Below are 20,369 nucleotides of genomic sequence, written 5' to 3' on the forward strand. Positions count from 1 at the left end.
TGTACGATAACCTACCAAGCAATTGCTAGGTAGGGAGCTCAGTGAACACACATCCGAGAACCACGCCGGCCGCCCTCGTCCACTCCGCCGAGACCTGGCCCGACCGGCTCGCGATCGTCGACGGCGACACCCGGCTGACCTTCGCACAGTTGCACGAGCACGTGCGAGACTTCGCGTCCGCGCTGGTCGCCCGAGGTGTCGAAGTCGGTGCGCGCGTCGCGATCTGGTCGCCCAACACGTACCACTGGGAAATCGCAGCTCTCGGTGTGCACTGGGCAGGTGGCGTCGTCGTCCCCATCAACACCCGCTACACCGCGAGCGAAGCAGCCGAGATCCTCGAACGTGTCGATGCCGCTGCGCTCGTCATCGTGGGCGACTTCCTCGGCTCCGACCGACACGCCCAGTTGCGGGAGACCGCACCTGGCCTCACCGTCCCGACCGTCGTGCGGGTCTCGGTGAGCGGGAATGACACTGCGACTCCCGGAGTGCTCGACTGGGCGGACTTCGTCACGCTCGGCACCGACGACAACCGCACCGAGGCCGACAGGCGTGCCGTCGCGGCTGCCCCCGACGACGTCGCCGATATCCTGTTCACCTCCGGCACCACCGGCAAGAGCAAGGGTGTGCTCAGCGCGCACCGGCAGACCATCGGCGTAGCGCGTGCCTGGGCCGACTGCGCGGACCTGACAGAGGCCGACAATTACCTGATCATCAACCCGTTCTTCCACACTTTCGGATACAAAGCGGGATTCGTCGCGGCACTGCTCGTCGGCGCCACGGTCATCCCGCTGGCAGTGTTCGACGTCGAGAAGGTCATGGCGATGGTCTCCACCGAACAGATCAGTGTGCTGCCGGGCGCACCGACGATCTATCAGAGCATCCTCGACCACCCGCACCGCGGCGACTACGACCTGAGCAACCTGCGTGTCGCCGTCACCGGCGCCGCACCGGTCCCCGTCTCGCTAGTCGAGCGCATGCAGAACGAACTGAGCTTCGATGCGGTGATCACCGCATACGGCCAGACCGAAGCCGTCGTTGCCACGATGTGCCGCACGGACGACGACCCCGTCACCGTGTCGAACTCGTCCGGACGCGCGACCGCCGACTTCGAGGTCCGCATCGGCGACAAGGGCGAGATCCTGCTGCGCGGCCCCAACGTGATGCTCGGCTACCTCGACGACCCCGAGGCGACCGCCAAGACCATCGACGCCGACGGCTGGCTTCACACCGGCGATGTGGGCACCCTCGACGAACGTGGGTACCTCGACATCACCGACCGCCTCAAGGACATGTACATCAGCAACGGGTTCAACGTGTACCCCGCCGAGATCGAGGCGTCGCTGCTGCGCATCCCGGGCGTCCACGAGGTCGCCGTCATCGGCATACCCGACGAGCGCGCCGGGGAGGTCGGCTGCGCCTACATCGCGCCGCTGGCCGGAAGCGATCTCACCGAGGACGACGTCCTCGCGTACGCCAAAGAGCATCTGGCCAACTTCAAACGCCCCCGGTCGGTGCGGTTCGTCGACCACCTACCCCGGAATGCATCCGGCAAGGTTCTGAAAAACGCTCTGCGTGAGGAGAAGTCATGACCGTCCCATTCGAGCCCGACGTCGTCACCTACGAAGTGCGTGACGGCATCGCGATCGTCACCCTCAACCGTCCGGACTACCGGAACGCGCAGAACTCGGTGATGACCTACGCCCTCGACGCCGCCTTCGAGAAGGCAGTCCAGGACGACGAGGTGAAGGTGATCGTGCTCGCCGGCAACGGCAAGCACTTCTCCGCCGGCCACGATCTCGGTACGCCCGGCCGCGACCACCACGTGCACTACGACAACAAGGCCGTCATGTGGTGGGACCACGTCGACAAGCCGGGCGGCGACCAGCGGTATGCCCGCGAGATGGAGGTCTACCTCGGGATGTGCCGCCGCTGGCGGGAGATCCCCAAGCCGACCATCGCCATGGTCCAGGGCGCCTGCATCGCCGGCGGCCTCATGCTCGCGTGGGTGTGCGATCTCATCGTCGCGTCCGACGACGCGTTCTTCTCCGATCCTGTGGTGCGCATGGGCATTCCGGGTGTCGAGTACTTCGCACACCCGTGGATCCTGGGCACCCGGTTCGCGAAGGAGATCCTCTACACCGGCGACCGGTTCACCGCGCAGCGAGCCTACGAGGTGGGCATGGTCAGCCGCGTCGTGACGCGCGACGACCTCGAGACCGAGACGCTCGCGCTGGCCGGACGCATCGCCGAGATGCCGCGCTTCGGCCTGGCCCTGACAAAGCGCGCTGTGAACCAGTGCGAGGACCAGATGGGCATGCGCAACGGCATGGAGTCGGTCTTCGGTCTGCATCACTTCGCGCACTCGTACAACGCCGAGGTCGGCACCGACTCCCTCGGCGGCATGGATGCCAAGTCGATGGCGGCAAGCGCACGTCCGGCCGAGGGGGGCAAGTAGTGGATCTCGAACTGGACGCCGCCACCATCGCCTTCCGCGACGAGGTGCGGGCGTTCCTCGCGGAGAACGTCCCGAAGACCCCACTGAAGTCGATGGACACCGCAGAGGGCTTCGAAGAGCACCGGCAGTGGGAAGCACTTCTCGCCGACGCGCGCTTGTCGGTCGTCTCGTGGCCCGAATCGCTCGGGGGCCGCGACGCGACGCTCGAACAGTGGGTCGTGTTCGAGGAGGAGTACTACCGCTCGGGCGCACCCGGTCGGGTGAGCCAGAACGGCATCTTCCTGCTCGCCCCCACCCTGTTCGAGCACGCGAAGCCCGAGCAGCTCGAACGCATCATGCCGCGCATGGCTCGCGCCGACGACATCTGGGCACAGGCCTGGTCGGAACCCGAATCGGGCAGCGACCTCGCGTCGCTGCGCTCGTCGGCCACGAAGGTCGACGGCGGCTGGCTGCTCAACGGGCAGAAGACGTGGAGCTCGCGGGCATCGTTCGCCGACATGGGCTTCGGTCTGTTCCGCTCCGACCCGGAGGCGCAGCGCCACAAGGGCATCACGTACTTCATGTTCGATCTGCGCGCCGAAGGTGTCACCGTCCGCCCGATCGATCAGCTCGACGGCGAACCCGGCTTCGCGGAGATCTTCCTCGAGAACGTCTTCGTCCCCGACGACCCGTCGAATCCCGCCGAATCCGGTGTGATCGGTGAGGTCAACGCAGGATGGCGTGTCGCGATGAGCACCGCGTCGAACGAGCGTGGTCTGTCGCTGCGTGCGCCCGGACGGTTCCTCGCCACCACCGACCGTCTGCTGGCGCAGTACTCGCAGTCGCCGCTCCACGGCGACACGGCGCTCCGGAACAAGGTCGCCGACGCGTGGATCGGTGCTCGCGCCTACGAACTGTCGACGTGGAGCACGGTCACCCGCCTCACCAATGGCGGACAGCTCGGCGCCGAATCGTCGATCAACAAGGTCTTCTGGTCGGAGTGGGACATCGCGACCCACGAGACCGCCCTCGACCTGCAGGGCGCGCACGCCGAGGTCGTCGACGACTGGACCGACGGCTACCTGTTCTCGCTGTCGGGCCCGATCTACGCCGGCACCAACGAAATCCAGAAGAACGTCATCGCCGAGCGGTTGCTCGGCCTCCCGAAGGGCGACCGATGAGATTCGCACTCGATGAGTCCCACGAGGACTTCGCGTCGAGCATCGACGCGCTCCTCACCAAGTCCGACATGCCCGCCGTCATCCGCGCATGGAACACCGGCGACACCGAACCCGGCCTGACGGTGTGGCAGCGCCTCGCCGAGACCGGTGTCAACGGCCTGCTCGTCTCCGAGGAGCACGACGGTCTCGGTGCCGATGCCGTCGATCTCGTCGTCGCGCTCGAGCAGCTCGGGCGTCACGCGGTTCCGGGCCCGGTCGTCGAAACCGTCGCGGTTGCCCCCGCACTGCTGGCAGCGGTCGCTCCCGAACGTCTCGCGGCTCTGGCTTCCGGGTCGCTCGCGACGGTTGCTGCGGCTCCGCACACGCCGTTCGCGGTCGACGCCGATTCCGTCGACCTCGTCCTGAACGTCGACGGAGACACCGTTTCCGTGGCCACCGCGGGCGAGCAACACTCGTCGGTGGATCTCGCGCGCCGTCTGTTCGAGGTGTCGTCCGCCGAGACCCTGGGGTCCACCTCGTTCGACGCCGCCTTCGACCTGGGCGCCCTCGCAACCGCCGCACAGTTGCAGGGCCTCGGCCGGACGCTGCTCGACACCTCCGTCGAATACGTGCAGCAGCGTAAGCAGTTCGGCCGCGTCATCGGTTCGTTCCAGGCGATCAAGCACCACCTCGCCGACGTCGCCGTGGCACTGGAGATGGCACGTCCTCTGCTCCACGGCGCGGCGCTCGCAGTGCGCGACGGTCTGCCTACCGCGTCGCGCGACGTGTCGGCCGCCAAGGTCGCATGCGGCGACGCCGCCTATCTCGCGGCACGTACCGCACTGCAGGTGCACGGCGCGATCGGGTACACGCAGGAATACGACCTGTCGCTGTGGATCACGAAGACACGCGCACTCGTCACCGCATGGGGCACACCTGATTTCCACCGCTCACGCGTGGTCACGGCTCTGGAGAGCGGAGTGGCGTCGTGACGTTCGAAACCGAGGACCGCGCGGCACTGCGGGAGTCGGTACGCAGCCTGCTGGCGAAGCACTCCGACTCCGCTGCGGTCCGCAAGGCGATCAATTCCCCCGACGGTTACGACCCGGATCTGTGGTCGCGGCTCGTCGAGCAGGTGGGGGTCGCGGCGCTCGCGATTCCCGAGGAGTACGACGGGGTCGGTGCGTCGTGGGCCGAAACTCATGTCGTGCTCGAAGAACTCGGTCGCACGCTGACTCCGTCACCCTTCCTCGGCTCAGCGGTCCTCGCTGCGCAGACGGTGCTGCTGTCCGGCGACACCGACGCCGCGTCCCGGCTGCTGCCGGGCATCGCGGCCGGTGAGGTCGTCGCGGTGTGCTGGGCGTCGGAAGCGGGCTGGCATCGGCCCGGCGTGGTCGCCGACGGTGACGAGCTCACCGGAACCGCCCACTACGTCCTCGGCGGCGACATCGCCTCCACCCTGCTGGTGATCGCGGCCGACGGTGACTCGACGGCGCTGTTCGAGGTGGATCCCGGTGTGGACGGCGTCGTGCGTCGCCGAGTCCCGACGATGGACCCCACCCGCACCCTGGCCGAGGTGTCGTTCTCCGCTGTGTCCGCGCGCCGGGTGTCGTCGACCGACGACCTGGTGGAGCGACTGCGGACGGCCGCGGTGATCGCGGTCTCCGCCGAGCAGGTGGGCGCCGCGCAGGCGACCCTGGACCTCACGGTCGAATACACGAAGAACCGCAAACAGTTCGGGCGCATCATCGGGTCGTTCCAGGCGCTCAAGCACCGCATGGCCGACATGTATGCGCTGGTCGAGACCGCCCGGTCGATGTCGTACGCGGCGGCGCTGTCGCAGGATCCGCAGGATGCCTACGCGGCGAAGATCTACTGCTCCGAGGCATTCGAGCAGGTCGCGGCCGAAGCAGTGCAGCTCCACGGCGGCATCGCGATCACGTGGGAACACGACACACAGTTGTTCTTCAAGCGTGCGCACGGCACCGCGCAGCTGTTCGGGCAGCCGCGCGAATATCTGCTCGCAGTCTCCGCCTGACGTGCGATAACCTGCAGCGGTGCCACTTCTCGACGCCTCCGCGCTTGTCCCCGATCGCCCCTGCCGCATCGTTGTGGCGGGGGCGTCGGGCTCGGGGAAGACGACACTCTCCGCCCGCATCGGTGACGCGATCGGCATCGAACACATCGAGATCGACGGGCTGCATCACGGACCGAACTGGACACCGCGGCCGTCGTTCGTCGCCGACGTGGAGGACTTCACCTCACAGCCGTATTGGGTGACCGAGTGGCAGTACACCGTGGTCCGTTCATTGCTTGCGGAGCGGGCCGATCTGATGATCTGGCTCGATCTACCTCGCCCCGTCGTGATGCGGCAGGTGATCCGCCGGACGCTGCGCCGACGAATCCGGCGTGAGGTGTTGTGGAACGGCAATGTGGAACCGCCGTTGTACACACTTTTCACCCGACGCGAGAACATCATCCGGTGGTCGTGGTCGACGCACGGGAAACTGGTCGGCCGGGTCGGCGAGGTCCTCGAACGGCATCCCGACCTTCCGGTCGTGCGTCTGACGAGCCGACGTGACATCGACGGGTGGACGGCCCGCCTCGGGTGCGCGTAGCCGCAGCGACCTCACCCTGCCGATGTCATGTCCGGTATGTATGGTTTCTCAGCATGTATCGACGTCAGCGCGTTGTGGGCTCCACGGAGTGATGATTCCGTCCGCATTTTCTTCATTCCTGGCGCTCGTCGATTTGCCCGTCGACCGGGTCGTGCATGTCGACGGTGTCGACGCCGCCACCGTCGCCGATGCACTCGATCCGCTGCCGCCCGCGGCTCCGGTGGTGTCCGGCTACCACGTCACGAACGCACCCACCGGGTCGGATGTTGTCGGAAGGATCCTCGACGAGTGCGAAACCTCAGCTCACGCCCTGTTGCTCGAATGGTTGCCCGGCGCCCGGGTGCTCGACGGGCACAGCGGCCTCGACATCACGGCCGTGCGCGCACTGACATCCGGACTCGCCACTCCGAAGTACGGGGCGTTCCTGGCCGACCTCGCCGAAGCCTCCGTGCTCGGTGGTCGCCTCGATCCTGCCAGGTACTCGGCGGAGGTGCGTGCCGCTGGACTCGCACAGGTCCTCGCCTCGGCATACGGACGGGAACACGTGGTGCTGGCCGTGACCGCCGCCCCGCTGTCCGTCGAGGAGCAGCACGTCCTCGCTGCGGCGCTCGAGTGGCTCACGGGTCGCGACCGGTTCGGGATCTGGCTGATCGGCGATCCGATCCCGGCAGTCGACCGGTTCCCTGTCGTCCGGGTCGGTCCGGCCCGGCCACCCGCTGCCGCGACTCCGGTGACACGGCGTCTGCGGCTGCCCGCCCCACTCGGTCGGCCACACCCCGCCAGCGACGCCGAGCAATTGCTCGAGTCCGTCCTGAGCACGTGCGACTGGGCCGGAGACCGACAGTGGAACCGGACGTGGTCCGCCGGCCCGCTCGACGCTCCGATCCGAGTGGACCTGATGTTTTCCGAAGCACGCTGCGTCGTCGAGATCGACGGTGACGACCATCGGCGGCCCGAGAAGTTCGCCGCCGACCGTCGACGCGATGTGCACCTTCAGCTCGCCGGGTTCGCAGTATTACGGTTCACCAACGACCATGTCCTCGGCGACGTCACCGCTGTCACCGACCTGATCGCCCGATGTCTCGCCACCCGCACCCCCGTCCCGACTTCAGAAGGCAGACCGCAGTGAGCGCCGAATCCCTCACCCCCAGCGAGACGCTGGTCCTGCTGACCCTGCTCGCCGAAGCACAGCCCGTCTCCAACACCGCACTGAAGACGCTCGGCCCGGAACTGCGCGCGGAGGGCCGCCGGAAACTCAACCGGCTCGGTCTCGTCGCCACCGATACCTCGGTCCGCCCGTTCACGCACGAGCTGACCGACGCCGGGTGGGCGCGCTGCCGAGCGCTTCTCATCGCCGACACCCCGCCGCGTGTCACGGCGCCGGTCCGCGCCGTGTACACCCTCCTGCGCGCCCTCGGCCGGCACCTCGACCGAGCCGACCTGCAGCTGTACGAGGTGTTCACTCCGGCCACGGAGGAGGTTGCACCGATGGACGACGCGTCGCCGACCGTCGAGGACCGCATTCGCGCCGCGTACCGGGAACTCGCACGCGAACCGGGCGCGTGGGTGGGTCTGGCCCGCCTGCGATCGGTCCTCGCCGATCTGCCCGTCGACGAGGTGGACCGCGAACTGGTCCGCATGAACCGCCTGCCCGACGTACACCTGAACCCCGAAATGAACCAGAAGGCGCTCAGTAACGACGACCGTGCCGCCGCCGTCGTCGTCGGCGACACCCCCAACCACCTGCTGTCGATCGAGGTCGCATGAGCACCGACGAACAACTCCGGGCGCTCGCGTCCGTCCGCCTGACCTGGGCACCCACCCCCGACGAGGTGTGGGAGGCGCAGCAACCACTCCACGTCCCCGGGATGCACGGCACCGCGATGGACATGATCCTGGACGCCTTCCGCGACGCGAAGACCTCCACGTCGGCGAGCCCGCTCGGGGTGGTGGTGCAAGGCCAGGCCGGCGTCGGTAAGACGCACCTGCTCGGGTACGTCCGCGAGCAGATCCAGCAGGACGGCGGATACTTCTTCCTGGTGAAGATGCTCGACGCCGTGAGCTTCTGGAAGTCGACGCTGTTCGCGATGCTCGAGGATCTCGGGCGCCCAATGGCCGATCACGAGACCCAACTGCGTCGCCTGCTGTGGGAACTCGCGAACGTCGCCGGGGTGTCGCGGGTGCAGCGGCGGGCCATCATCGGGGAGTCCGAACTCGACCGCGCGACCCTCGATGCGTTCATCACCGGCCTGTTCGCCGCCGATTCACAGCTGTCCCAGCAGTGTCGGCGCACCGCACGCGCCCTCGTCCTCTACGCCGGAGCGCTGGACCTGCGGGACATCGGCGAGTCGTATCTCCTCGGGCAGGACGAATCGACCACGGGTGAACGCGCCGATTGGGGCGTCGGGTCGGCCGCTCCGACCCATCAGGAGATCGCCCGCGACCTGTCACGTCTCCTCGCCCTGACCGGACCGACGGTGCTCGCGGTCGATCAGTTCGACACCCTGCTGAACCCGCAGCATGCCGGGGCCGACGACACCGGGTCGGTCACGCGCCCGACCGACAACTCGTACGAGGACTTCGCACACGGCCTGATGGGCCTGCGCGAGACCTTCAGCCGCACGGTCCCGGTGCTGTCGTGCCTGCCGACGGCGTGGGTCGTGATCGACCGGTTCGCGACGGCGACGGTCCGCGACCGGTTCCGGGTGTGCCCGACGCTGTCGCTACTGCCGTCGCCACAGGTGGCACAGGATCTGATCCGGCTCCGGCTCGAACGCGCCTATTCGTCGGTCGGTTTCACCGCGCCGTATCCGACGTGGCCGGTCACCGGTTCCGTCTTCGACGAAGCACTCGACTACACGCCGCGCCGCCTGTTGCAGTCCGTCGACCGCCACATCCGGGCCTGCCTCGACAACGGGGCGGTCGCGGAGATGACCGACCTGACGACCCCGGCACCCGAGAAGCGCGAGAAGCCCCCGACCACAGTCGATCACGCCGGTGACTTCGCAGTGCTCGACGCCCGCTTCGCGCAGCTGCAGGCGACCGCATCGATCGACGGCGCGTTCGACCACACCGTCGAGGATCTCGTGATCCCGCCCCTGCTCGGTGCGGGCCTGGACGCGTGGATCCGGGAGAGCGGCGCGGACGACGACGTGTACGGGCGGGAGACTCCATCCGGCACGAAACCCGCACTGCACGCCCGCATGCTGCGCACCCTCGACGAAGAGACCGAACAGCATGTGCACTGGGCGTTCCGCGCCATCGGCTCGACACACCACACCGCAGCAGTCAACAGACTCCAGAAGTCCTGCACCGCAGTCGGGTTGACTTCAGGTATCCCGGGACGGAATCTGATCGTGCTGCGCAATCAGCCGTGGCCGAACGGGGAGAAGACCCGGGCGATCGTCGCCGAGTTCGAGCAGGCCGGGGGTCGCGTATGCTCCCTCTCCGTCGACGACGCACGCGTCTTCGCCGCCCTCCGGGAACTGCTGGAGCAGAACCCTGAACACCTCGACGCGTGGCTGCGGGCCCGTCGTCCCGCACACGAGACCACACTGCTCACGACGGCTCTCGGCGACGAACCGGAAGTGGCCTTCGTCCGTCCGACCGCTGCAGACTCCGTCACCGACTCTCCCGAGCCGGAACCCGTCGTCGAGGAGCAAGTCTCGCCTCACTCGAACGTCGAACCGGTCGAGAACAACGCGGCGTCCATTCCCCTCGGACGCACGATCGCCATGGACACGGAGGTACGCGTCGATCTCGAAGCACTGCGCAAGCACACCGCGATCTTCGCCGGATCCGGTTCCGGAAAGACCGTGCTCATCCGTCGGATAGTCGAAGAATGTGCGCTGCAAGGTGTTTCGTCGATCGTGCTCGACCCGAACAACGACCTCGCGCGGCTGGGCAGCGAATGGCCTGCCGATTCCCGTCCGTGGTCGCCGGGCGATCGGGCCAAGGCCGACGAGTACCTCGAGAACACCGAGGTCGTCGTGTGGACACCGCGTCGCCAGAACGGGCGTCCGCTGTCCTTCCAGCCGCTGCCCGATTTCGCCAGTGTCCGGGACGATGCCGACGAGTTCGACGCCTCCGTCGAATCGGCGGTGGCCGCGCTGGCCCCGCGCGCGAACGCCGCCGGAAAGTCCGCGAACGCCGACAAGGCCCGCGCGGTGCTCAAGCAGGCACTCGAATACTTCGGTGAAGGCCCCGGTGGCAACCTCGACACGTTCGTCGCGTTGCTCGAGGACCTTCCGGAGGACATCAGCAACCTGCGGAACGCGACGAAGATCGCCGCGGATCTCGCCGAGAACCTGAAGGCGTCGATCGCCAACGATCCACTCTTCGGCGGTCGCGGCACCGCCGCCGACCCAGGGACCCTGCTCGAGCCTTCCCCGGGTTACCGCGCCCGCGTGTCCGTGGTGAACCTGTCGGGATTGCCGTCGGACGACCAGCGCCAGGGATTCGTCAACCAGTTGCAGATGGCGTTGTTCGCGTGGGTCAAGAAGAACCCGGCCGGCGACCGCCCACTCGGGGCGCTGTTCGTCATGGACGAGGCCCAGAACTTCGCGCCTGCTGGAGGATTCACGGCCTGCACGCAGAGCACGCTCGCGCTCGCGTCGCAGGCCCGCAAGTACGGGCTCGGTCTGGTGTTCGCGACGCAGGCCCCGAAGGGCCTGAACAACAAGATCCCAGGCAACGCGGCCACCCAGTTCTACGGCTTGCTCAACAGCCCGGCCCAGATCCAGGCCGCGCAGGAGATGGCGCGCGTCAAGGGCGGCACGGTCCCGGACATCGGCAAACTGCCCGCCGGGCAGTTCTACGCGGCGGTCGAAGGCGCGAGTTTCCGCAAGATCGCAGCACCGCTGTGCCTGACCCACCACCCGAAGAGCCCGCCCACCGAGGAGGAGGTGCTCGAACTCGCCGCGACGATGACATGAGCATGACCGGAAGCTGGTTGCTCGAGCGCGGCTTCATGGCGAGATCGGGCATGTCCCACGGTCGAAGTTCACTCACTCCGCCGGCGGGCTCGGCACGACCGACGATCGGTTCGCCATGCCGCGAGGCATGACGTGTGATCGGTGTCGATACTCTTGAATTCCCGTTAGCCTCGAACGCATGACGACTCCCGATATCACGCTGAATTCCGGAACCACCATCCCGCAGCTCGGCCTGGGAGTATGGCAGGCCACCAACGACGAGACCGAGCACGCCGTCCGATTCGCGATCGACGAGGCCGGCTACCGGCACATCGACACCGCCGCGGCCTACGGAAACGAGGAGGGTGTGGGCCGCGCGCTCGCGGGCACCTCGGTTCCGCGCGAGGACGTCTTCGTCACCACCAAGCTCTGGAACTCCGACCAGGGATACGAATCTGCGCTGAAGGCCTTCGACACGAGCCTCGCGAAATTGGGTACCGATTACGTCGACCTGTATTTGATCCACTGGCCGCTCCAGGACAACGATCGTCTGCTACGCACGTGGGACGCCCTGGAGAAGATCGCCGAATCCGGGCGGGCGAAAGCCGTGGGTGTGTGCAACTTCGAGCCGCACCACCTGCAGTTGCTCGTCGACCGCGGTGGGCTGCTGCCGGCCGTCGACCAAGTGGAACTGCACCCGAACCTTCCTCAGCATGCGATCCGCTCGACTGCCGCCGAACACGGGATCGCGGTCGAGTCGTGGAGTCCGCTCGGCGGCACCAGCAACGCCGGTTGGGGGCCGAATTCGAAGCCCAACACCCTGCTCACCGACCCCGTCATCGATCGGATCGCCGATCGTCACAGCAAGAGCGCGGCGCAGGTGCTGATTCGGTGGCATCTGCAGAACGGGTTGATCGTCATCCCGAAGTCGGTGCACGACGCGCGCATCGCCCAGAACATCGACGTATTCGATTTCGAACTGTCCGACCTCGACCTCAGCGAGATCGACACCCTCGACAACGGCGCCCGCGTCGGCGCGCATCCTGACGAAATGAATGTCGGCGCACCGAAGTGAGCAGCACGGCCTGTTCCCATAATATCTAGAACGTGTTCTCATTGCTGCTATGAGCGACATTCACATGGTGCTGGGCACTCCCGTCGAGATACCCGTGCAGGTTCGCACGGCGACGGCGTTCATGGCAGTCTTCTCCGTCCCTGCCTCCCCCGCTCAGACCCTGATCGACCACACCGGACTCGAACTCCTGCAGTACCGGCCCGGCCGCGGAGTGTGCACGCTCGTCTTCGTCGACTACGTGGACGGCGACCTCGGCCCCTACAACGAGTTCGGCGTCTGCTTCCTCGTGCGCGACCACGCCCGGCGCGGCGGCGGCGTGCCGCAGGATCTGCGCGACCTCGCGACCGGAGGAGCCGGCGCGCTGATCCATCAGTTGCCGGTCGACGGAGAGTTCACACGCGTGGCGGGCCGCGGCATCTGGGGCTTCCCGAAGATCCTGGCAGATTTCGACACCGACCACCGCAGCGCCACCAAGCAAGGAACTGTGAGCAGCGACGGCGCACTGATCGCAGAGATGTCGGTATCCCCCGGCGTCCCGGTTCCGGGCAAGGGCATCGCTGCGTCGCTGGCCGCGTACTCGCACCTCGACGGCGTCACGCGTCGCACCACGTGGGACATGAATCCCAGCGGCGTGCGTACCCGGATCGGTGGTGCGACGCTGCAGCTGGGTACTCACCCGATCGCCGAGGAACTACGCCACCTGGGTCTGCCGCGACGCGCACTGGTCACGTCGTCCATCCCCGATCTGAGAATGACCTTCGGCAACGCCGAGGCCGTTACTCCTGGCCCCCGAAACCCTGATCTCTGAGCCGATCGACGGTGTCGTGCAGGTGCTCGCCGAGAAGCTTGCGCACCACGTCGGGTTCGGCGGTCCGGATCGCCTCGCGCAGCGCGACGTGCTCGTCGACCTGCACGTGCAGATCCGGATAGGTCGTGTGCAGCGCTCCGAGGCACATGCGGGTCTCGACGAGTAGCGTGCGCGCCGACCGGATCAGCCGCGGGCTCGATGCACCGGCGACGAGGATCTCGTGGAACATCTGGTCGCCGTCGGAGACACCGCCGGCGTCACCCCTGTCCGCAGCCGCGCGCATCGCATCGATCGCCGTCCCGAGATCCTGCCACGTCTGCTCACGGCGCCCGTCGAGCACGAGATCGAGCGCGCCACCCTCGATGACGCGGCGATTGTTGTAGATGTCGACGACGTCGTCGAAGGTCAGTTCGGAGACGAAGATGCCGCGGTTCCGGATGCTGTAGAGCAACCCCTCGGACACGAGACGCTGCATGGCCTCACGCAACGGCCCCCGCGACACGGCGAAACGTGTCGCGAGCTCGGCCTCACCGAGCTGCGCGCCCGGTTCGATGGCGCCGCGGACGATGGCCGACCGCAGTTGATCAGCGATCAATTCCGCCGTCGACGGTTGGGCCACGGGTTGGAGATCCCCGAGATCACCGAGCGCCATGATCGATACCTTCCTCGAACAGTGTGCCCAGCTGCGGGCGTACACATGTATATCCCGCGAGCCGAAGCCCCTCCCACACCGAGACCTGGTTGGCGGTGAGTACCGGCTTGCCGACCTGCTTTTCGATCTCGGGCAGGAACCGCAGCGTGTGCATAGCGGTATCGGGAACGAGAAGCACCTGCGCGTCGGGGTGATCGTTGGCCGCAGCGAGCGCCAGCACCTCGTCGGCGGAGAGGGCGCCGACCTGCGCTGCGGTCTCGATGCCCGCGCCGGTGAACGAGACGACGTCGATACCCGCGGCACGCAGGAATTCGACGAACAGCTCACTGACGTCGCGCGGGTAGCTCGCCGCGATCGCGACACGTGTCGCGCTGTGGTTCTTCTGTCCATCGAGTGCACGTAATGCTTCGACAAACGCGAAACTGGTGCTCGACGCCGGAATGCCCCCTGCCGCCACCGACAGCTCGACCACTTGGTTGCGCGCGCCGTCCGGTCCGTACACGAAGCTTCCGGACGTGCACGCCCACACGACGACGTCGGGCGACTCCGGCGCGAGCTTCGCCGCGCCTGCGGCGAGTTTGCCTGGGCTACCCAGGTCGAGCAGTTCAGGTACCGCGTGCAAGTCGGTTCCGTAGATGTGGGCGACGGGAAGCCGGACGCCGAGGAGGTCGGCGGCGAACGGGTAGTCGTCCTCCGCTGCATGGTCGGGGTAGATGATTCCGACCGTCGGACTCTCACGCACCTGAAACACCTCGCATCAGAAGACATCTCTCAACCACTGGCCGGGTCCGGTCATCGGCAGCCGCATCCGCCCGAGGCACGCCCAGATCGTCAGCTGGTTTGCCGTGAGCACCGGTTTTCCGAGCTCACGTTCCAGCGGTGCGATCAGGTCATAGGTCGGCAGATTGGTGCAGCTGACGAAGATGGCCTGGGATTCGGGGGTATCGGCGCCGATGATGCGTTCGGCGATGGTGCGGTAGTTGACCTTCCAGATACCACCACCGAGCCCGAGATACTCGGAACGCAGAACCTCGGTTCCGGCTTCCGCGAGAAAATCGTGCAGGAGGCGCGTCAACTCCTCGTCGTACGGGGTGAGCACCGAAATCTTCGTCGAACCCAGTTCGCTGAGCGCTTCGAGGAGCGCGCCCGAGGTGGTCACCGCTGTGGGGGCACCGGCCTCGCAGATCGCGTCGCACAGCGTCTTCTCGAACGCCACGCCCCTGATGAAGGACCCGGAACTGCAGAGATAGGCGACAACCTCGGGTTCGACCTGCAGGATGTCGCGGGTTGCGGCCATGAGGTGATGCCGGTCGGAGACGAGTTCGGCCATCGCCCTGCTCACCGCGACAGGCTGGAACGGTGTGCGCGCGAGGTGCAGGCTCACTTCGAGCGGAGCCCAGCGCCACAGCTCCCGTTCGAGCGCGAGATCGAACGGTGCGATGATGCCGATGCCCCGTTGTGCGAGGGGTCCCTCGAATTCGGGGATGTTCAATTCCATGGGGTCCTCTGCTTCTACCCGATGACACCACCATACGAGGATTGTTGACAATAATACGATGCACTCATACGGTGTCAATCGTGACAGCGAATCCTGTGGTGGCGGTATTACATGCCGAGACCCTGCCGGGCGCGACGCTCCTGGCTCCGGTGGCCGAGCATGCCGAAATTCGCTACACCGACAGTGACGGCCTCGCTACCGCTCTCGAGGGCGCCGACGTACTGTTCGTCTACGACTTCCTCACCGATGCACTCCCCCAGGCATGGCACGCTGCGGAGTCCCTGCGGTGGGTGCACGCGGCAGCCGCAGGCGTGGACCCCATCATGTTCCCGGCTCTGCGCGACAGTGACGTCATCGTCACCAACTCACGTGGGGTGTTCGATCAACCCATCGCCGAATATGTCCTGGCACAGATCCTCTCGTTTGCGAAAGATCTCCCCGAGTCGTTGCGACTCCAGCGCGAACACACGTGGCAACACCGCGAATCCGAACGCATCGCCGGACGCACCGCACTCGTCGTCGGAACCGGGCCCATCGGGCGTGCGATCGCGCGCCTGCTCACCACGGTCGGTATGAAGGTTCGAGGGTCGGGGCGGCGCGCGCGAGAGAACGACCCCGACTTCGGCACCGTCACCGCCACCGAAGACCTGCCCGCCGCACTCGCCCACGCCGACTTCGTGGTCGTGGCCGCACCCCTGACCGAGCAGACACGCGACATGTTCGACGCTCCCCTGTTCCGCGCGATGAAACCGAGTGCGCGCTTCATCAATGTCGGACGCGGCGATCTCGTCCGCACCGACGATCTAGTCGCCGCACTGCGCGCCGGAGAAATCGCCGGCGCCGCACTCGACGTCGTCGACACCGAACCGCTCCCGCCGGAACACGCACTGTGGGATATTCCGAATGTCATGATCACACCGCACAATTCCGGCGACTTCCGCGGATGGAGAGATGCGCTGGTCGATGTGTTCGTCGACAACTTCCAGCGGTGGCGTTCCGGCGGTGAGCTCGAGAACGTCGTCGACAAGCACCTCGGCTACGTGCCGAGTACCTGAGGCCTGCCGCCGGGAGCAGGCCCGAACACCAGGGAGGCAACGCATGAAGCCCACCGACATGACCGCGGTCGAGCTGGTGACTGCCTTCTCCGCGGGTGAGCTGTCCCCGGTCGAGGCCGCTCGGGCAGTTCTCGACAACATTGCCGAACACGACCGCAGCGTCAACGCATTCTGTCTCGTCGACGAGGAGCGGGCGCTGGAACAGGCTCGCCGATCCGAAGAACGGTGGCGCACCGGATATGCAAAAGGCCTTCTCGACGGGGTTCCCATCTCGATCAAGGATATTTTCCTGACGAAGGATTGGCCCACACTACGAGGTTCACAGGCCGTCGACCCCGATCAAAGATGGGACGTCGACAGTCCCGCCGTCGCACGCCTGCGCGAGGACGGGATGGTGTTCGTCGGCAAGACCACCACTCCGGAGATCGCATGGAAAGCCGTGACCGACTCGGCACTGTACGGAATCACCCGTAACCCGCTCGACACCACGAAGACCGCGGGCGGATCATCCGGCGGGAGCGCCGCGGCGGTCGCAGCCGGCTTCGGCCCCTGCTCGATAGGCACCGACGGGGGCGGCAGTATCCGCATTCCCGCGGCGTTCTGCGGTGTCGTCGGGTTCAAGCCGACGCACGGACGAATTCCGCTCTTTCCGGCGAGCCCATTCGGTCCGCTCGCGCACGCCGGGCCGATCACCCGAACCGTCGAAGATGCCGCCCTGCTCCTCGACATCCTGTCACTGCCCGACCCGCGGGACCCGACCGCGCTCGCACCCCCCGTCATGACATTCCGCGGAGCCATGGACCGTGAGGTCGTCGGTCTCGGTGTCGCGTATTCGAAAACGCTCGGCTACGTCTCCGTCGACCCCGAGGTCGGCGACATCGTCGACCGCGCGGTGCGCCGGCTCGCCGATGCCGGGCTGGTCGTCACCGAGACAGATCCCGGATTCGACGATCCGCTCGAAGCCTTCGAGGTGCTGTGGGCATCCGGCGCCGCCGCGATGCTGAAGAACTTCCCCGAAGGAACTCGGGACAAGGTCGACCCCGGCCTCGGGCGAGTGTGGGAACGCGGCGAAACACTCAGCGCTGTCGAATATCTCGATGCGCGCGCAGTCGCGGCCGCTGTGGGCATAACCATGGGCACATTCCACCTGACGCACAATGTGCTGATCACCCCCGCGGTACCGATTCCCGCGTTCGAGGCCGGCTACGACGTGCCGCCCGGATCATCGGCAACGACCTGGCCGCAGTGGACGCCGTTCAGCTACCCGTTCAATCTCTCGCAACAGCCGGCGATCAGCATTCCGGCAGGGACGACGGCTGCCGGGCTTCCCGTCGGACTCCAGATTGTGGGACCGCGGCACTCGGACGATCTGGTGCTCGCGGTCGCACGGTTCGCGGAGTATGCGCTGACCGAGTAGAGGAGTTGAAACGGCGGGGGCATTCGAGCGGCCCAAATACTTGCGCACCCGTCGACTGACGCCGCGACATACGGCTCCTGGACCTCTCCGCTCACGGAGACGGTCGCTGGCGACACGCATCGGAGGGAAACTTCGCACTCTCCACCGCAGCACACGGCATCGCCCAGCACTCGGGCACGTACCATCCGCGCCACACACCCGAACCTCGACGGCTTGGAAATTTGCGCCGTGCGGCGCGATACCGGGACCGCACGCCATCACCGCGATCGGGCAGGTCGACGTGCGCCTACGTGCCGCGGGATCAGGGGAGATGCATCAACTTCCTGGCAATGCCGAAGAGACGGTTGGCGAGCCGCACGACGGGGATACCCAGCGGAATAAGGATGACCGTCACGCACAGCAGCGCACCGACGAGCCAGAGCACGGCCGCAAGGATCCCCAGTACCGTACCGAGCAGAGCGGTGAGGATCCCCAGTACCACTCCGCCCAGGCCCCGTAGCAGTTTCATGTTGACCTCCTGTCCCCATTCTGCGCGCCTGCGCGCTGGGGTGCACCTGGCTGTGGAGCAATTTTGTACACCGGAGCGCCATATCCCAGGGACGGAAAACCCTGGTCCGCAGCCGAGGCATGGCCTCCGGCCCGACCGCGCCGCGGTTCACCCGGACACGGATGACCAAACAAGCGGTCAACTCTGCTGCGGCGACGCACTTTCCGAGGAAGTCAGCGTTGCAGCCAACCCAGCGAGGACGATATCGATGCCGCGTTCGAGTTCGGCGGAGCCGTCGTACGAAGCCAGTGACGACGCCAGCCCGCAGGAGCGGGAATTCTCCGATCGGCAGCCGATGTAGCCTCAGGCGCTGGTGAGGGCATCGGTTTCTGTTGTTCACCCTACTGCTGGGCGTAGATCTACAGTGTTGACTCTGGGCAGAATGCGGCGTTGACTAGGTATTACGCCGTGGCCGCTTGGAGGCCGTCATGCTTATTGTGTTGTGGTTGGTCGTCCTTCTTGCCGCCACGAGCGTCGCTGTCGCGGGCGCGCCGATCATGACCGCTTCTGTGCACACGCTGACCGATAGCGTTGCGGTACCGACCCTCTCGACTGACCCGTATCCGGGACGGTCGATCAGCGCAAGGAATAGAAGACCGTCATGAGCATCATGAAGAAGATCCGCCACAAGGCCGAAACCGCAGAGGGCGCCATCAAGAAGTCCGTAGGCAAATCCCTGGGAAACGAAAGTATGGAAGCCGAGGGACGCGCAGACCAATCCAAGGGAAACGCGAAGCAGGTCGGCGACAAGCTCAAGCAGGTGGGGCAGAGAATCAAGCACACCTTCACCCAGTGACCACCGATCCACCACTTCCGAACATCGAACTCTGCTTCCGCCCGAGGTCAGGCCGCTATCATGATCATTCTTGGAATCATCCTCGCCGTCATCGGTGCGGTGCTCGCGCTCATCGGTATGAGCGGGCACGCGGTGGGCGGACACCGCCACTTCTACTGATGCCACACAGGATTCGCACCGCATCGCCGGAGCCAGAGTTCCATTTCGACGATAAGGACATCAACGAACATGAACATCGACATCGCACTGCTCCGGTACTCGCCGAAGCGTGTGCCGGCACCGGAGCCGCCTCACAGAGGATCTTCTGGGTGAGCCGTGCACCGCCGCGCGTACGGTGCCCCGTTCACCACAATGGTTGCGCGGCAATACACACCACGATTCGCTTGAGTCCTCCCATTCGGGTAGCGCCCCCGGGGAACTTGCTGGACGTCAGTGCACGAGGAGAAGGCGAGCGGTATGAGTGCACGAAAGAACGCGCGCGGCCGGACAGCACCACCGGCCACACCGCGCCGTCGAAGCACCGCAGGCGAGGGAAAGGCCAAAGACGGCAACACCCTGACAGCGACATCCAGTCCCCGTTCAGCGGCCCGCACATCCACGAGGGCGACGGCGACAAGGCCCGAGGCCCCCACGGGTCGGCTGCCACGCAGGCAGCCGATAGCAGAATGGACCGCGGACTCACCGCGGCGCAGCAGGCCACGGTGGGCGGAACCGGTACAACGAACCACACGGACAGACGCGGCGACCGGCACCGCAGCGTCGAAGCCGACGCACCGACGGCAGCATCCCGATAGTGCAGAGCCGGCGCCGCGGAAGCATTCCCGGCCAGAGGTATCCGATCAGGCGGCCGAAGGCGAAGCCCCTGCGGGCCACGCTCCCGGCATGATGCAGCAGGCGATCGAGGCCACCGTCGATTGGGTGACAACGCACATTCGCCGGCTTCTGGACGCGATGCGCGGGCACGCCGCAGAGGCGACGAGCACGTTCCGCGAGTCGCTGAACACTCTGGTCGAGGCGGCCACGCCCGGCGGGGCCGGCAGCTCCCTCGGTGGGGGCGGCATGACGGCGGGGCTCGAAGGGATTCGTGCGGTGCTGACAGGTAAGAATCCTGTGTGGGCCGCGATCAAGGGTCTAGTGTCGGGATTGAGCACAAAAGCCGAAATCGCCCTTGTTCTTCTCCTGGTCCTCGCTCTCCTGCTCGGTCCGGTGCTCCTGGTGGTCCTCCTGCTGGCCCTGCTCGTCGCAGTAGTGGTCGCCGCGGTGCGCTCCGCCGCCGAGTAGCTCAGCGACGGTCGCACACTGTTGAGCAACAAGGATTTCTGGCGAGGCTGTGGATGTCGATGCGAAGCGCGACGCACACAAGGAGCGATCACCTCGGACCCAGTTGCCCGATGCA

General features: G+C 66.5%; 20 protein-coding genes and 1 pseudogene. 16 read left to right on the forward strand and 5 right to left on the reverse strand.

The features are described 5' to 3' along the window. The first annotated feature begins 41 nt into the window (after positions 1 to 41). From ACZ46K_RS29700 to ACZ46K_RS29750, 11 genes are all read left to right on the forward strand, one after another. Positions 42 to 1,589: a FadD3 family acyl-CoA ligase gene (locus ACZ46K_RS29700; RefSeq protein WP_464746293.1), complete on the forward strand. Its 1,548-nt coding sequence runs from the start codon at positions 42 to 44 to the stop codon at positions 1,587 to 1,589. Continuing rightward, positions 1,586 to 2,455, forward strand: coding sequence for an enoyl-CoA hydratase (locus tag ACZ46K_RS29705; RefSeq protein WP_054810694.1), 870 nt, complete (start codon positions 1,586 to 1,588; stop codon positions 2,453 to 2,455). Before ACZ46K_RS29700 ends, ACZ46K_RS29705 begins: the two co-directional genes overlap by 4 nt. After that, positions 2,455 to 3,615, forward strand: a complete 1,161-nt coding sequence (locus tag ACZ46K_RS29710) for an acyl-CoA dehydrogenase family protein (protein ID WP_054810695.1) — start codon at positions 2,455 to 2,457, stop codon at positions 3,613 to 3,615. The genes ACZ46K_RS29705 and ACZ46K_RS29710 overlap by 1 nt, the downstream gene beginning before the upstream one ends. Beyond that, entirely contained in the window at positions 3,612 to 4,586 is a 975-nt protein-coding gene (locus tag ACZ46K_RS29715) for an acyl-CoA dehydrogenase family protein (RefSeq protein ID WP_464746294.1), read from the forward strand. The genes ACZ46K_RS29710 and ACZ46K_RS29715 overlap by 4 nt, the downstream gene beginning before the upstream one ends. Beyond that, entirely contained in the window at positions 4,583 to 5,632 is a 1,050-nt protein-coding gene (locus ACZ46K_RS29720; RefSeq protein ID WP_464746295.1) for an acyl-CoA dehydrogenase family protein, read from the forward strand. The genes ACZ46K_RS29715 and ACZ46K_RS29720 overlap by 4 nt, the downstream gene beginning before the upstream one ends. Positions 5,633 to 5,651: 19 nt before the next feature. Continuing rightward, positions 5,652 to 6,212: a P-loop NTPase family protein gene (locus tag ACZ46K_RS29725; protein WP_054807971.1), complete on the forward strand. Its 561-nt coding sequence runs from the start codon at positions 5,652 to 5,654 to the stop codon at positions 6,210 to 6,212. 91 nt (positions 6,213 to 6,303) lie between these two features. Next, positions 6,304 to 7,341 (forward strand): endonuclease domain-containing protein, encoded by a 1,038-nt coding sequence (locus tag ACZ46K_RS29730; protein ID WP_464746296.1) that lies wholly within the window; start codon positions 6,304 to 6,306, stop codon positions 7,339 to 7,341. Then, a complete protein-coding gene (locus ACZ46K_RS29735; protein WP_464746297.1) occupies positions 7,338 to 7,979 on the forward strand; it encodes a hypothetical protein in 642 nt (213 codons plus the stop codon). Before ACZ46K_RS29730 ends, ACZ46K_RS29735 begins: the two co-directional genes overlap by 4 nt. Then, positions 7,976 to 11,146: a helicase HerA domain-containing protein gene (locus ACZ46K_RS29740; protein ID WP_464746298.1), complete on the forward strand. Its 3,171-nt coding sequence runs from the start codon at positions 7,976 to 7,978 to the stop codon at positions 11,144 to 11,146. The genes ACZ46K_RS29735 and ACZ46K_RS29740 overlap by 4 nt, the downstream gene beginning before the upstream one ends. A gap of 178 nt (positions 11,147 to 11,324) precedes the next feature. Continuing rightward, complete coding sequence (locus tag ACZ46K_RS29745) at positions 11,325 to 12,200, forward strand: aldo/keto reductase (protein WP_464746299.1); 876 nt, start codon at positions 11,325 to 11,327, stop codon at positions 12,198 to 12,200. 64 nt (positions 12,201 to 12,264) lie between these two features. After that, the gene (locus ACZ46K_RS29750; protein ID WP_464749504.1) at positions 12,265 to 13,008 is read left to right on the forward strand and encodes an acetoacetate decarboxylase family protein; all 744 of its coding nucleotides are present in this window, start codon (positions 12,265 to 12,267) and stop codon (positions 13,006 to 13,008) included. Here the strand turns inward: ACZ46K_RS29750 and ACZ46K_RS29755 are convergent. From ACZ46K_RS29755 to ACZ46K_RS29765, 3 genes are read right to left on the reverse strand one after another with little or no spacing between them, the layout of a single operon-like run. Beyond that, entirely contained in the window at positions 12,977 to 13,660 is a 684-nt protein-coding gene (locus ACZ46K_RS29755; protein WP_464746300.1) for a GntR family transcriptional regulator, read from the reverse strand. The genes ACZ46K_RS29750 and ACZ46K_RS29755 overlap by 32 nt on opposite strands. Beyond that, positions 13,647 to 14,402, reverse strand: a complete 756-nt coding sequence (locus ACZ46K_RS29760; protein WP_464746301.1) for a maleate cis-trans isomerase family protein — start codon at positions 14,400 to 14,402, stop codon at positions 13,647 to 13,649. The genes ACZ46K_RS29755 and ACZ46K_RS29760 overlap by 14 nt, the downstream gene beginning before the upstream one ends. A gap of 15 nt (positions 14,403 to 14,417) precedes the next feature. After that, positions 14,418 to 15,158, reverse strand: coding sequence for a maleate cis-trans isomerase family protein (locus ACZ46K_RS29765; protein ID WP_054805033.1), 741 nt, complete (start codon positions 15,156 to 15,158; stop codon positions 14,418 to 14,420). A gap of 80 nt (positions 15,159 to 15,238) precedes the next feature. Between ACZ46K_RS29765 and ACZ46K_RS29770 the strand changes: the two genes are divergently transcribed. Together ACZ46K_RS29770 and ACZ46K_RS29775 are read left to right on the forward strand one after the other, a co-directional pair. Then, positions 15,239 to 16,213, forward strand: coding sequence for a D-2-hydroxyacid dehydrogenase (locus tag ACZ46K_RS29770; RefSeq protein ID WP_054805053.1), 975 nt, complete (start codon positions 15,239 to 15,241; stop codon positions 16,211 to 16,213). 43 nt (positions 16,214 to 16,256) lie between these two features. Beyond that, complete coding sequence (locus ACZ46K_RS29775) at positions 16,257 to 17,630, forward strand: amidase (protein ID WP_464746302.1); 1,374 nt, start codon at positions 16,257 to 16,259, stop codon at positions 17,628 to 17,630. Positions 17,631 to 17,931: 301 nt separating this feature from the next. Here ACZ46K_RS29775 and ACZ46K_RS29780 read toward each other — a convergent pair whose 3' ends face one another. Then, a complete protein-coding gene (locus tag ACZ46K_RS29780) occupies positions 17,932 to 18,138 on the reverse strand; it encodes a hypothetical protein (protein ID WP_054805034.1) in 207 nt (68 codons plus the stop codon). A gap of 177 nt (positions 18,139 to 18,315) precedes the next feature. Beyond that, a pseudogene (locus ACZ46K_RS29785) lies at positions 18,316 to 18,487 on the reverse strand (TetR/AcrR family transcriptional regulator C-terminal domain-containing protein); the annotation flags it as partial. A 291-nt stretch (positions 18,488 to 18,778) separates the two neighbouring features. On the opposite strand from ACZ46K_RS29785, the gene ACZ46K_RS29790 reads away from it, so the two are divergent. The 3 genes from ACZ46K_RS29790 (at position 18,779) to ACZ46K_RS29800 (ending at position 20,254) form a co-directional block, all read left to right on the forward strand. After that, positions 18,779 to 18,973 carry a CsbD family protein gene (locus ACZ46K_RS29790; protein WP_054805036.1) on the forward strand — a complete coding sequence of 65 codons (195 nt, stop codon included), beginning with the start codon at positions 18,779 to 18,781 and terminating at the stop codon, positions 18,971 to 18,973. 60 nt (positions 18,974 to 19,033) lie between these two features. Further along, the gene (locus ACZ46K_RS29795; protein WP_464746303.1) at positions 19,034 to 19,132 is read left to right on the forward strand and encodes a DUF6131 family protein; all 99 of its coding nucleotides are present in this window, start codon (positions 19,034 to 19,036) and stop codon (positions 19,130 to 19,132) included. A gap of 723 nt (positions 19,133 to 19,855) precedes the next feature. Further along, positions 19,856 to 20,254, forward strand: a complete 399-nt coding sequence (locus ACZ46K_RS29800) for a hypothetical protein (protein ID WP_464746304.1) — start codon at positions 19,856 to 19,858, stop codon at positions 20,252 to 20,254. Positions 20,255 to 20,369: the final 115 nt, after the last annotated feature.

Source organism: Rhodococcus sp. JCM 9793 (genome assembly GCF_055380405.1).